Source organism: Dokdonella sp. GW821-FHT11D02, assembly GCF_058808595.1.
The window spans coordinates 573,168-586,368 of record NZ_CM179520.1 but is presented as its reverse complement, the minus strand read 5'-3'; the positions used below and the strand labels follow the sequence as shown (position 1 = coordinate 586,368).

11 protein-coding genes are annotated in these 13,201 nt (G+C 67.9%); 3 read left to right on the top strand and 8 right to left on the bottom strand.

The annotated features are described in order from the left end of the window. Window positions 1–4 precede the first annotated feature (4 nt). The 4 genes from AC3QL3_RS02400 to AC3QL3_RS02385 all read right to left on the bottom strand — a co-directional run bounded on the left by AC3QL3_RS02400 (window position 5) and on the right by AC3QL3_RS02385 (window position 2,799). Window positions 5–781, bottom strand: a complete 777-nt coding sequence (locus AC3QL3_RS02400; protein WP_492896665.1) for a class I SAM-dependent methyltransferase — start codon at window positions 779–781, stop codon at window positions 5–7. 160 nt (window positions 782–941) lie between these two features. Then, complete coding sequence (locus AC3QL3_RS02395; RefSeq protein ID WP_492896664.1) at window positions 942–1,505, bottom strand: gamma carbonic anhydrase family protein; 564 nt, start codon at window positions 1,503–1,505, stop codon at window positions 942–944. A gap of 143 nt (window positions 1,506–1,648) precedes the next feature. Beyond that, window positions 1,649–2,581: a DMT family transporter gene (locus AC3QL3_RS02390; protein WP_492896663.1), complete on the bottom strand. Its 933-nt coding sequence runs from the start codon at window positions 2,579–2,581 to the stop codon at window positions 1,649–1,651. Between the two features lie 11 nt (window positions 2,582–2,592). Further along, window positions 2,593–2,799, bottom strand: coding sequence for a hypothetical protein (locus tag AC3QL3_RS02385; RefSeq protein WP_492896662.1), 207 nt, complete (start codon window positions 2,797–2,799; stop codon window positions 2,593–2,595). 108 nt (window positions 2,800–2,907) lie between these two features. Here AC3QL3_RS02385 and AC3QL3_RS02380 point away from each other — a divergent pair, with 108 nt between their 5' ends. Both AC3QL3_RS02380 and AC3QL3_RS02375 read left to right on the top strand, forming a co-directional pair. Next, window positions 2,908–3,840: a LysR substrate-binding domain-containing protein gene (locus AC3QL3_RS02380; RefSeq protein WP_492896661.1), complete on the top strand. Its 933-nt coding sequence runs from the start codon at window positions 2,908–2,910 to the stop codon at window positions 3,838–3,840. A 112-nt stretch (window positions 3,841–3,952) separates the two neighbouring features. Next, a complete protein-coding gene (locus AC3QL3_RS02375; RefSeq protein WP_492896660.1) occupies window positions 3,953–5,446 on the top strand; it encodes a S41 family peptidase in 1,494 nt (497 codons plus the stop codon). A gap of 41 nt (window positions 5,447–5,487) precedes the next feature. Here the strand turns inward: AC3QL3_RS02375 and AC3QL3_RS02370 are convergent, their stop codons facing one another. Together AC3QL3_RS02370 and AC3QL3_RS02365 are read right to left on the bottom strand one after the other, a co-directional pair. Then, the gene (locus AC3QL3_RS02370) at window positions 5,488–6,138 is read right to left on the bottom strand and encodes a response regulator (RefSeq protein WP_492896659.1); all 651 of its coding nucleotides are present in this window, start codon (window positions 6,136–6,138) and stop codon (window positions 5,488–5,490) included. Beyond that, window positions 6,135–7,553, bottom strand: a complete 1,419-nt coding sequence (locus tag AC3QL3_RS02365) for a sensor histidine kinase (protein WP_492896658.1) — start codon at window positions 7,551–7,553, stop codon at window positions 6,135–6,137. The genes AC3QL3_RS02370 and AC3QL3_RS02365 overlap by 4 nt, the downstream gene beginning before the upstream one ends. A gap of 186 nt (window positions 7,554–7,739) precedes the next feature. On the opposite strand from AC3QL3_RS02365, the gene AC3QL3_RS02360 reads away from it, so the two are divergent. Continuing rightward, window positions 7,740–9,398 carry a pyrroloquinoline quinone-dependent dehydrogenase gene (locus tag AC3QL3_RS02360; RefSeq protein WP_492896657.1) on the top strand — a complete coding sequence of 553 codons (1,659 nt, stop codon included), beginning with the start codon at window positions 7,740–7,742 and terminating at the stop codon, window positions 9,396–9,398. Between the two features lie 7 nt (window positions 9,399–9,405). Here AC3QL3_RS02360 and AC3QL3_RS02355 read toward each other — a convergent pair whose 3' ends face one another. Together AC3QL3_RS02355 and AC3QL3_RS02350 are read right to left on the bottom strand one after the other, a co-directional pair. Continuing rightward, complete coding sequence (locus tag AC3QL3_RS02355; RefSeq protein ID WP_492896656.1) at window positions 9,406–11,214, bottom strand: hypothetical protein; 1,809 nt, start codon at window positions 11,212–11,214, stop codon at window positions 9,406–9,408. Between the two features lie 143 nt (window positions 11,215–11,357). Then, window positions 11,358–13,181 (bottom strand): DUF885 domain-containing protein, encoded by a 1,824-nt coding sequence (locus tag AC3QL3_RS02350; protein WP_492896654.1) that lies wholly within the window; start codon window positions 13,179–13,181, stop codon window positions 11,358–11,360. Window positions 13,182–13,201 lie beyond the last annotated feature (20 nt).

The following is a 13,201-nucleotide window of genomic DNA, read 5'->3' as shown; positions in this document are numbered from 1 at the left end:
GATGTCAGACGTGCCGGCTGCGCACCAAGCAGAAGGCACGCTCGTCGCCGGCGTGGGTAGCCGGATCCGATTGGGTCGTGTTGCCGACCGTCATGAAGTCGACGACCTCCCAACCGCAGCGATGCAGAATTCGGCGCAGGCCGGCGTCGCTGAACATCCAGTAGTTGGTATTGTCGTCGTTGGTCTCGCGCGGATCGACTAGATACGCCGCAGGCACCGTGTGCAGCTCGACTCGTGCGGCATTGACCGCGCCGCTTCCACGCGCGCCCGGAGCCAGGTTGTAGCGCACCACCCGCGTGCTGACCAGCGCATGGCGCGCGCACCGCGCGAGTCCCTCCAAAGCGCGGTACGGGTTTTTCAGGTGGTACAGGATGCCGAGGAAGAAGGCCAAGCCGTAGCGTTCGCGCGGCAACGCGAAATGCGTGTCGAGGTCGGTCTCATGAATGGAGATGTTCGAGCCCAGCGCTTCTTTCAGCGCACGCGCGCCGCGGCAGCCGTTGAAGTTGGTCGGCGCGAAATCCACGATGTCCCCACGGCAGCCCAGCGACTCCATGAAGAACGCGGTGTCGCCGTCGGCGGCGCCGATGTCCACGATCGGCTCGTTGCCGATCAAGTCGAGCAGGCGACGTGAATGGCCTTGCAGCAGCTTCTCGATCAGATAGAAATTGTCGAGCGTGCCGTAGGGGTACCAGGAGAATTCATTCGGAGCGAGGCGCTCCTTCAGCCGATCGAGATGCACGCGAAACTCTCTCGCCTGATCGGCGATTTTATCGATTTGCAACGCTTTTCTCCGAACAATCGCACAGCGCTAGCGTGCCGCTGCCGATCATCGCGCACGCAGATGTCAGATGTCGGACGCGCGCAATGGAAGGCGCGACGCGACGCAAGACCGGTCCGGGAGAAAAGACGGTGCAGCGCGAAGGAACGTCGCCGCGCTGCGGCTACCGCGCGGCGCCGGCGACCAGCGGGCGTTGCACGTCGCGATACTGCACCGCGAGCTTCACGTACTGGCGTGCCGCGTAGAGGATCTGCTGAATCTCCTCGTTGCTCAGCATGCGGGCGCAGCGTGCCGGATTGCCCAACCAAAGCTCGCCGCTGCCGACGATCTTGCCGTGGGTGACCACGGCGCCGGCGCCGACGATGGCGTGCTTCTTGACCAGGGCACCGTCGAGAATCGTCGCTTGCATGCCGATCAGGCTCGCTTCCTGCACGGTGCAGCCGTGCAGCACGGCGCCGTGCCCGATGGTGACGTCGTCGCCGATCGACAGCGCGAAGCCGCCGAGCGTGTACTGCGCATCGTGGGTGACGTGCAGCTGCGCCCCGTCCTGCACGTTCGAGCGCGCGCCGATGCGGATCGCATGCGCGTCTCCACGCACCACCGCGCAGGGCCAGATCGAGCTGTCCTCGCCGATGCCGACGTTGCCGATCACCTGCGCGGCCGGGTCGACATAGGCGCGGGGCGATACCACCGGCGTGAAGCCGTGGAAAGAGCGGATGTTCGTCACGGACGCGGCCTCGGTCGATATCGCGATCGCAGCATGGTCGCTGCGGCCGCGGCGACGCCAGCTGCGCAATCTTGCAGGGGCGGCAGAGCGCGGAATCGACATCCCCTTCACGCGCCCCGCCGCACCGTGCAGGGTCGCAAGGCTCAGCGCGCTTCGGCGCCGACGAGAGGCCCCTTGCGCGGCAACGGTGCGGCTGGCCGCGCACCGCGGATCGTCAACACCACGCCGCCGATCGCGAGCACGCCGCCGGCGATCGCGAGTGCACTCAGCGTCTGCCCCAGCCACACCCAGGCGATCAGGCTCGCCAGCAACGGCTGCACATAGATGAAGCTCGATACGGTCGAGGCCGTCGTGCGCGACAAGGCCCAGTTCCAGCACAGATAGCCGAGCACGGTCGGCACGATGCCGAGATAGACCGCGGAGACGAGCTGCGGCGTCGAGGCGAGCGCGATTTTCTGCGGCAGATGCAGACCGAACGGCAGCAGGCCGAGAGTGGCGGCGAAGATGCTGGCGGTGGTGAAGCCGAGCGCGTTGGTGCGCGCCAGCAGCGGCTTCTGCCAGACGAAGTAGATGCTGGTCGCGACCACGGCGACCAGCACCAGGAGCGCCATCGGCTCGAAGCGCACCTCATGCCCGCTGCCGAGCGTGACCAGCACCACGCCGGCGAACGCGACGGCGAGACCTGCGCCCATGCGCACCGTCACCGCCTCGCCCAGTCGTAGCGCGGCCAGCGCCGAGGTCACGCCGGGCGCCAGCGCGATGATCACCGCGGCAGCGCCGGCCGGGATGCGCGTCATCGCATAGCCCAAGGCGAGCTGATAGACGGTCATGCCGATCAGGGCGAGCGCCGCCACCGCCGGCCAGTCGCGCCGCGGCGGCAGCTCGATCCAGCCGAGCGCGACCGGCACCACGAGGCACAGCGAGGCGACGCCGAAGCGCAGCAGCGACAGCTCGGCCGGAGTGAATGCGTGCAAGCCGAACGAGATCGCGGCGAACGCCGACGACCAGAACACGACAGTCAGCCCAGCAGCGAGCAACGGCAGCACGGCGGGAGAATTTCGCAGCGGAATATTCATTGTGAGGTCGCTTACCAGAACACGTGACCCATCGAGGAGGCGAGAAACATCCTCGCGATCGCACCGCGCAGACCCGGCCGGGTCGCCGCCGCGACACGTCGCGGTTGCGGCTGCTTGCGCACCGGCTCCGCCGCTGCCGGCGCCGGCCGAGCCGGCGGTACCGGATAGCCGTGCAAGCCCAGCAGGTCGTACGTCGTGCTGTTCAATTTACTCAACATGGCACGTCCTCCTTCGATTGCGATGATGTTGCAGTGACGTCAAGATAGGCCGGCTCGAACCGCAGCGGTAGCGACATCTTTGATAGCCTGACTTGAGGAATATCGAACATGGAACGCGCTCCTCTGAACGCCTTGCAAGTGTTCGTCACCGCCGCTCGCGCGCAGAACCTGACGCGCGCGGCCGAGCGCCTGCACCTCACCGTCAGCGCGCTCAGCCATCAGGTGCGTCTGCTCGAACAACGCCTCGGCTGCACCTTGTTCGTGCGCGGTCCGCGCGGCCTCAAGCCGACCGCCGAAGGCGCGCTGCTGCTGCAGCGCGTCGGCCCGCATCTGGACGCGATCGAGGCCGCGCTGCGGCCCTTGTGCACACGCAGCGACACCAAGCTCAGCATCAGCGCGCTGCCGTCGATGGCCTCGAGCTGGCTGGTACCGCGATTGCCGCACTTCTTCGCGCGCAATCCGGAGCTCGAATTCAATCTCGACTCCTCGGTCGAACCGGTCGACTTCGCCGACGGCCGCTTCGACGGCGCTTTGCGCTACGGCGCCGGGCGCTGGCCCGATATCGAGATCGAGCTGTTGTTCGAAGAGTGGCTGACGCCGATCGTCAGTCCCGGGTTGCTGAAGGGGCGCAAGCGGCCGCGTCTGGACCAGCTCGGCGAATGGCCGCTGTTGAGCCCGGACGATCCGTGGCCGCGCTGGTTTCAGACTTTCGGCGGGAAGGAGCCGACGCGCTACGTCGCCACCTTCAGCGATTCGGAAACGATGCAACGCGCCGCAGCCGAAGGCATGGGCGTCGCGCTCGGCCGTCTGACGATGGCGCGGCCGTTGCTCGAAACCGGCCGTCTGGTCGCGCTCTTTCCGCAGCGCATGCCGGCGCGCTACGCGCATTTTCTGGTCTACCCCAAGCGCTCGCTCGAACAACCCGGATTCAAAGCGTTCCGCAGCTGGCTGCTGGCCGAAGCGGCGGCATTCCGCGCCGAAGCGGACAGCGAACCCGCCCGCCCTCGCGCCAAACCCACCGCACCGAGACGAAAGGCTTAGGCACAAGGCGACCTTTCGCGGCGCGCAGCGCGACCTTCACCCGATGTACGCCGCCCGCGCGCTTCCTACAGTGACCTCGTCGCACTGGGCGATGTCATTGCTGGAACCATTCATGAAACCAAATCCACTGCGGTCGAACGCCACCGTCGCTGGCCGTCCGCCGCGGCGCGCGCGCACCGCGCTGGCGATTGCCGCGCTCGCCGCTGCCGGCGCAGCGGCAGCGCATCCGCTGCAGCCCTTTCCCGAAACCGCGTTCAAGCCGACGCTCGTCAACGGCGAGCACATCGCCGAAGTCCGCGCGACCTGGAATCTGCCCGGCTACGGCAGCGTCTTCGACATCCATCGCGGCGCCGCCGACATCGACGTCTACGACTACACCGGCGCGATGTGCTGGCATGACCCGCTCGCCTCCGGCGCGGATGCGAACAACTTGGTCGGTTACTACGCGCGTTCGTGGCGCAATTTCGACACCGCCTTCGCCAACGCGCCGGACGGACGCCAGTTCCACGCGCAGTGGCTGCCGTTCGCGCCGTGGCAATGCACGCGCCGAGCCGATCGCAGCTCGCTCTTGTACACGTTCGATGCGATCACCTCCTCGTTCGTCGAGTTCTATCCCTACGCGCGAGAGCGCCGGATCGATCTGGCACAACGCCGTGCGGCGCTGCGGCCGCGCGCGCAGATGGCCGCCTCGCCGGCGCAGTTGAAGGAAATCCTGCAAGCGTTCCTGCAGGGCTTGGAGGATCCGCACACCGGCATCAACGGCCAGGTCGGCGACGAGCCTTTCAGCATCGGTTCGCAACCGGGCAAGCCGACTTACGAACGGCTGCGCGCGCGCTACGCCGACAGCGGCTCGACCGACGACTTCTTCTTCTGGGCCGCGCTCGACTGGCAGCCCGCGGACGACCAGACCGTCAGCGCCTTGTTCGATCCGGTGCGCAGCAGCGGCACCGCCCTCAACGGCTTCATGCGCTGGGGCGTTCTGCGCGGCGGCAACATCGGCTACCTGTCGATCGGCCAGATGATGGGCTACTCGACCACGGGCAATCTCGCCGAGGAACGCGCACTGGCCGGCGCGGCGATCGACCGCGCACTGGCTTCGTTGCAGGACACCGACGCGCTGATCGTCGACGTCGCGACCAACCTCGGCGGCTACGCCGAAGTCGCCGCCGATTTCGCCGCGCGCTTCGCCGACCGCAAGCGGCTCGCCTACAGCACCAGCGTGCCCGGCGTGCGCGGTATCGCGGCGCAACCCTACTACGTGTCGCCGGCCGGGCAATCGCGCTACCTCAAGCCGGTGCTGCTCTTGACCAGCGAATTGACGGTCAGCGCCGGCGAACGGTTCACTCTTTCGATGCGCGCCCTTCCGCAGGTTCGACACGTCGGCCAAGCGACCCAGGGCGCGCTCAACGGCGGCGTCGGCAAGGGCCTGCCCAACGGCTGGGAGTTCGGCATGCCCAACGAAGTGCTGCGCGATGCGCAGGGTGTCGTGCACGAGGCGCGCGGCATCGTGCCGGAGGTCGAATTCGAGGTGTTCCCTGCCGACGACTTCGACGACGGGCACGCCAAAGCGGTGCTGCACGCCGCGCAGCTGGCCGGCGCGCCGTAAGCGCCGCGGCGGCCCGCGTGCGAGCGCGGGCCGCCGTCATTTCAGCGCTCGGGCGACATCAGGCCCTCTTTCCAAGCGAAGGCGACGGCCTGCGTGCGGTCGGACAGATACAGCTTCGACATCACGCTGCCCAAATGCGCCTTGACCGTCTTCTCGCTGATGCCCAGGCGCGCGGCGATCTTAGCATTGCTGCCGCCTTCGGCCAGATTGCGCAGCACCTCCAGCTCGCGTTCGGTCAGTGCGGCGAACGGATCGGCCGCCGGCTGGCGTGCACGCTGCATGGCTTGCAGGATGCGTTGCGCGACCGCCGGGTGCAGAGTCGCTTCGCCCGTTGCGGCGCGTTCGATCGCCTGCAACAAGGCTTCGCCGCGCATCGACTTCAACAGGAACGAATGCGCGCCGGCCTCGATCGCGGCAAACGCGAGCTCGTCGTCGTCGGAGGAGGTCAGCACCATGATGTGGCTGCGCGGACTGGCCGCGCGGATCGCACGCGTGACCGCGACCGCACCGCTGCCCGGCATCATCAGATCGAGCAGCACGACATCGGGCACGTGCTCGCTGGCGAGCGCGACCGCCTCGTCGCAGTCGGCGGCTTCGGCGACGATACGGAAGCGTGGACTGAGCCGCAGCAGGCCACGAATTCCTTCGCGCACGACCGCGTGATCGTCGGCCAGCAGGATCGAGATGCTCATGCGTCTTCTCCCGGATCGAGCACGAACGACACCACGATACGCGTACCGGCCGGCGAAGACTCCAGCAGGAGTTCGCCGCCGGGCAGGCTCTGCGCGCGCCAGCGCAGATTGGTCAGGCCCATGCCGTGAGCGACGCGCTGCGGCTCGAAACCGCGACCGTCGTCCTCGATGCTCCAACGCCAGCGCGCACCCGCAACCGCGCGTACTTGAATGTGGCGGCAGCCGCTGTGCCGGCGCGCGTTCGCCACTGCTTCCTGCGTGATCGCGAGCAGTTCCTGCGCGATCGCCGGCTGCGCTTGCAGTGCCTGCTCCTGTGCTGGCGTCAGCTCTAAGCGGCCGACGATGTTCGATGCGGACAGAAGATCGCCCAGGCTGCGCTCGAGCGCGGCGCGCAGTCCCGCTTCCGCGATCGCCGGCAGGCGGAAGCCGGACACCGCGCGGATCAAGTCCTGCTGCAAGTGATCGGCGAGGCGGCGCGCCTCGGCGATGGTGCCGGTCAGCTCGCGCTGCGCGCGAGCCTCGTGTTCCAACTCGGTCAACTTGAGGCCGAGTACGAAGCTGCGCTGCTTGGCGGTGTCGTGCAGGTCGCGCCCGATGCGGTTGCGTTCGACCGAGGCGGCCAGAGCTTTCTCGATCTCGATCGTGCGCGCGAGCGCGTCGGCCATGCGGTTGAAACGCGCGGCCAGCGCGCCGAATTCGTCGCCCGCATCGTCGTGGATGCGCACCGACAGATCCCCCGCCGCCCAGCGATCGGCCGCGCGCGTCGCGCGGCGCACGCGCCGCAGCACGAACCAGACCACCGCGACCGTGAAGCTGATGCCGAGCACGCCGACGAACACGAGCGTGCGCAGCATGTCGTAGGCGATCACACTGTGCGTACCCCAGGCCGGCCAGTACTGCAAGCCGACCAGCGCGCGCGCAGCGGGCGCGCCGCCGAGATCAATCGCGGCAGCCAACGCCCATTCTTTGCCGTCGCGCCGCAAGGCCGGCTGCGCCGAGGAATGCGCCGCTTGTTCGAGCGCGGCAGCGAGCAGCGGCAAGGGCGCGACGTCGCTGCTGCACAAGCTCCGCGCGCCGGCGACGATGCGCACGTGCAGCCGACCGCTGTAGAAGTAACCGAGCATCGCATCGAAGTCGGCGATGCTCGCGCTGCCGCGTTCGGCCGTGCGGCGGAACAGATCGTCGGCGAACTCGCGGCAACGTGCCGCGTCGGCAAGATCGACCGCTGGCTGCGCCGACGACGAGCGCTCGGTGGCGAGCGCGGCCAGCAGCGTGCGCACGTCGCGCTCGAAACGTGCGCTGGAAAAACGCACGTCGAGCCAGCCGACGACCGCGATCGACACGGCGCAGACGAGGAAGAACGTCGCCGTCAACTTGACGAACAAGCCGCGCAATGCGAGCGGAAAACGAAGCATCGAGGTCTCGTTCAGGCGACAGACGGTGTGGCACGCTAGGGTGAGGCGGATGCCGCCGCATCGGTCGAAAGTCGTAGGCAAAGGCCGTCGCAACGCTGGAGCGGAGCGGCTGCCGGTATACCATCGCCGTGATCCGTTCGACGATGCGTTCCGCCGCGCTCGTCCTACTCTGCCCGGGAGACGCCCATGCCGCGCCCTGTCATCACCGCCATCGCTTTCGCCGTTCTCGCCGCTTCTGCGCAGGCCGCAACCGACTGGCCGAGCTACAACCGCACGCTGACCTCGGAACGCTACGTCGCGCTCGATGCGATCGACACCAAGAACGTGTCCGGGCTCGACGTCCTGTGCGAATACGACACCGGCCAGAAGGTCAGCTTCCAGAGCGGTCTGATCCAGGTCGACGGCGCCTTGTTCGGCACCACCGAGCAGGACACCTTCTCGGTCGATCCGGACACCTGCAAGGAAAACTGGCGCGCTCACGAGGTATTCGCGCCCGGCACGCTCAAGGTCAATCGCGGCCTGGCCTGGGCCGACGGACGCGTGTTCCGCGGCAGCAGCGACGGCCGCGTGCTCGCCTACGAGGCGAAAACCGGACGCCGCTTGTGGGCGGCGACGATCGCCGACGCGGCCAAGGGCGAATCGGTTCCGGCGGCGCCGATCGCCTGGAACGGCCTCGTCTTCATCGGCAATGCCGGCGGCGACAACAAAGGCGTCAAGGGCCGCATGTACGCGCTCGACGCGAAGGACGGCCACATCGTGTGGGAGTTCTACTTAGTGCCGAAAGAGGCCGGCGACTTCGCGCGCGGCCCGGCCGCGCCGGCGGCCGACGATCTCGCCGCGAGCTGGAAGAACGCGGCCGGCATTCCGATCACCGGCGGCGCCAGCTGGGCGAGCTACTCGCTCGACGCCGACAACGGTTTTATCTACGTGCCGGTCGGCAATCCTGCGCCGGATTTCGCCGCTGCGACGCGCGGCGGCAGCAACCTCTACACCGGTTCGATCGTCGTGCTCGATGCCAAGACCGGCGCCTACCAGCGCCATTTCCAATTAGTCCCGCGCGACGTACACGACTGGGACGTCGCCGCCGCGCCGGCGCTGATCGCCGGCAAGAACGGCCGCAAGCTGATGGCGGTGACACCGAAAGACGGTCATCTGTACGTGATCGATCTCGGCAACGGCAAGACGCTGTACCGCCGGCCGATGACGCGCGTGTTCAACACCGATTCGCCGTTCACCGCCAAGGGCACGCGTTTCTGCCCCGGTACGCAAGGCGGCGCCGAATGGAACGGGCCGGCCTACGACCCCGAACACGACCTGATCTTCACCGGTCAGGTCGACTGGTGTGCGACCGTGCGCGTCGAGGACGGTGTGCAGGAAACGCTCGCCACTGCGCCGGACGGCAAACCGTGGAGCGGCTCGCCGGACGGCTTCGGTCAGATGGACGACGCGCAGAAATGGGCCGGCTGGATGACCGCCAGCGACGCCACCAGCGGCAAGCGCCGCTGGCAGTTCAAGGCACCGTTCCCGCTGCTCGGCGGCGTCACGCCGACCTCGGGCGGCCTGCTCCTGTTCGGCGACGTCGGCGGCACTCTGTACGCCTTCGATGCGGCGACCGGCAAGAAGCTGTGGTCGCGCGATCTCGGCGGCGCGGTCGGCGGCGGCGTGATCAGCTACGACAACGGACACGGCCAGCGCATCGCGGTCGCCGCCGGCATGACTTCGCCGATCTGGCCGACACCGCAAGTCAACGCGAAGATCGTCGTGCTCGGCCTCGGCGCCACGAGTGCTGCGCCAGCGCCGGCGCCGGCTCCTGCACCGGCTCCCGCGCCAACCGCCGAGCACTGAGCGCCGCTCAGCGCGGCGCGACCTTCATCACCGTCGCGATCTTGCGCCAGTCGCGCAAGGATTCCGGCGTCAGCGCCGCTATCGGCAGCAGCGCACGTTCGGCGTCGACTTGCCGGCCGCCGCGCCAGCGTTCGACGCGGAACGCGCGCGTGCCGTTTAGTCCCGCCTGCTCGCGCACGACGACGAGACGATCGCCGAGCGGCGAGCTCGGTGCCGCCGGCGCCGCGCGCAGGAATACGAAGCCGTCGGCCTTCGCGCGCCACGAAAATCGTTTCAGCTCGTAGCTCGAGAATTCCTGCACCACGATGCCCAGGCCGTTCGGGTCGGTTTGCTCTGCCAAGAGCATCGCCAAGGTCACCGCGCGGCCTTCGCCCAGCTCGTGCACGTTCCAGGCGATCAACGGGCAGGCCGCCGCGGCCGTATCGCTGCGGTCGCGTTCGTTCTGCAACAACTCCGTCGGCGTGAACACCTCGACGCGTTCGCCGGCCGGCAAGTAATAGCCGTGATAGTGATCGGCGACCAGGCTGCGCAGGCCCGAGGACAGGCCGCTGTAGGCTTCCGGCAAGGCGACCGCCGGCAACGGCTCGGCCGTGCAGGCCGGCAGCGTGCGCACATAGGCGGCTGACTCGCGCCAAGGTTCGTTGCGCGGCAGCGGGCGGCCACGCGCGAGCACGACTTGCTGCCAGGCGAGCAGCACGGCGATCAGGATCACCGCCGCCGCGCTCATGCCGCTGCGCGCGCGCGGTCCGACCCGATCGTACAAGCGCGCCAACAGCAACCACGCGAACGGCGCGAAGGTCAGCACATTGCGGAACGAGAACGACGGCGTCACCAGCTTGGTCACCGCGATGCCGCTGACGATGCCGCCGACGAGTACGAACGCGGCCAGCCCAGCGGCCCAATCGGCGTCGTGCAATGCGGCGTCTCGATCCTCTGCCGCAGCGCGCCGCCGCCAGCGCCGCAGCAACCACACCGCCAGCAGCACGCCGACCACCAGCATCGCCTGGCGGCTCATGCCGTTGCGAACCGCCTGCATCAGGTGGCGGCCGATGAAACCGAAATCGCTGCGAAACCAGCTCGCGCCGAAGTCGTGCTCGGTCGCGTGCAGCTGGAACCAGAGGAAGACCAGATAGGCGCCGAGAATCGCGAGACCCGATGCCGCCAGCGCGATGCGCAGGCGCAGATCGGGCAAGGTCGCGATCAGGTACAGCAACAGCATGCCGGTGCCGAGCAAGAGATAGGAATGCGTCTGGCTGGCGGCGAGGCCGAGCAGGCTCACCAGCAGCCAAGCGCTCCACGGGAAGTCGACGCTCTCGCGTTGGCGTCGCCGCAGATGCAGGGCGGCCGCCAACAAGCCCGCGGTCAGCAGCATCAACCAAGCGTAGCTGCGCGCGTTCTGCGCCTGCTCGAACCAGAACAGCGAACTCGTCGCGATCGCGCAGGCGAAGGCGATCGCAAGCGGCCGCGCGACGCGGCGCGCGGCCCAGGCGAACACGAGCAAGGCCGCCACCGCGCAGATCGCGCTGAACGCGCGCGTCGCCGTTTCGGAGCGGCCGAACAAAGCGATCCATCCGTCCAGCACGAAGTAGTACAGCGGCGGATGCACGTCGAACAGGATGCGCTGCATGCTCTGCGCGAGATCGATGCGCGGATCGACGATGTACATCGTGAACAGCTCGTCGACCCAATAGCCCGACGCCGACAGGCCGACGAAGGCGAGTACCGCGCCGGCGAGTGCGATCGCGCCGTACAAGAACAGCGGCCAACGCGGTGCGTCCGCGAGGTCGGAAGAGTCGGTGCGCGCGTTCGCCAACATGGGGTTCCGTCCTCGCCGAGTCGGACGAAGACGCGCCAGCGCGCGCAACCGTCGCCGCGCGCAGCCTAGCCCGAGCGCGTGGCGATCGCTACCGCAAGGCCGATGCCGGGGCGAAAGCCAGCATCGGCGTCACACTTGCTGACCTACTTGCGTGCGCGCTGCGCCGGCACGAACTGCTCGCGCACCGCCTTCGCCAGTTGCTCGGGCGGCAACAGGCCCTGATCGAGCAGGAAGTTGTTGTAGGCGAGGCGATCGAACTGCTTGCCGAGCGCAAGCTCGGTTTCCATGCGCAACTCCATGATCCGGCTGTAGCCGTAGAAGTAGCTGCCGGCCTGGCCGGGCGCGTTGAAGGTGTAGCGATCCAGTTCCTGCCGCGCCATCGGCTCGGACAACATCACGTCTTCGGTCAGCACTTGGCCGGCGCGTTCGCGGTCGATCTGGCCGAGATTGAGCATCGGGTCGAGCATCGCGCGCGCCGCGCGCAGCAGGCGCAGCTGCAACGCGATCAGCTGACCGTCGAGCGGTTCGTAGGGCACCATTTCCGCTTCCGCGTACAGCGCCCAGCCTTCCACGTTGACGCTGTTGAAGGCGAACAGCGTGCGCGCCAGCGAGATGCCGCGCTCGACCATCGCGGTGAACTGCAGTTCGTGGCCGGGGCGGCCTTCATGCGCGGTCAGCGTCCAGGCGCCGGCCTCGTAGGTGAAGTCGTCGTAGGCGGCGCCCTTGCCGTCCTTGCCCGAGGCCGGATTGCCGAGCGGCAGCACGAACTGGCCTTGCTGGCCGGTGTTGCCGATCAGCGGTGCCGGCAGGAAGTGCGGCGCCGGCTGCGCCGCCGATTCGGCTTCCGACGCGAGGCGCATCACCATCGGCCGCTGCGGCAGGTCGACCACCTTGTTGGCGGCGATCTGCTTTTCGAGCTCCGGCATCACGGTGCCTTTGTAGTAGCCCTCGATCGACTCCTTGCCGAGCTGCTTCTTCTTCAGTTCGCGAATGACCGCACGATAGTCGGTCGCCTGGATGCCCTTCGCCTTCGCCACCAGCGGCGCCAGCTGCTGCATCGCGTTGCGCGTCTCCATGAATTCGAGCTGCGCACGCTGGACCAGCTGCGCCGGCGCGATGTCGATGCCCACTTGCTTGAGCTTGAACGCGTACAGCTCGGGCGGCAGCCGCGTGTCGGTGCGCGCGACCGGCAGCACATCCTTGCGCACCCACTCGGCGTACTCGCGCAGTTGCTGATCCATCGCCTTGAGCGTCGCGTCGCCACCTTCGATCTTGTACTTGGCGAACAGCTTGCGGATGCCGTCGGCGTAGGTGTCGGCATTGCGCAGCGCCTGCTCGACTTCGAGTTTGGTCGGCTTGAGCAGGGCCGGATTCTTCAGCTTCTCTTCGTAGCGCTGGCGCGCCAGCGTGGTGATCGGCGTGCTGCCGGGGGCGAGGCCGACGTAGCGCTGCAGGCGATCGAGCGCCTTGGCGCGACGCGCCGGCTCGGTCTGGTCCTGCAACAGCGTCTGCTCGCCCTGGAACACCAGCTGGCCGATGTCGGCGAACGGCAGCAACAGGCGCTCGTTCAACTCGCTGCCTTCGATCTGCTGATCGGCCGCACCGATCATGATGTCGATGTCTTGGCGGACGAACGGATTTTCTTCGGTCTTGGCGTCCTTCTGCAGCGTCTCTTTCGCGCTGCGCATCGCCGCGCGCTGACGCTCGTTCGCGTTCGGCGCAAAATCGGCAACACGATCGTCGTAACCGGGCAGGCCGAAGAACGACGCGAATTCCGGCGCGAACTCGGCCTGCACCTTCAACAGCGGCTGCGCCAGTTCATTGCTGCGCTTGACCCAGTCAGGGGCCTGACGCACCGCGGCGGCGGACTTCGCCGGCGCATTCGCCTCTTTGGCGACGGACACGAATGGAGCGGCGATCGAAACGCAGGCCAGCGCGCAGGCGCTGACCAAGAGCAGGCGACGCATCGGAATTCTCCCTGGATTGG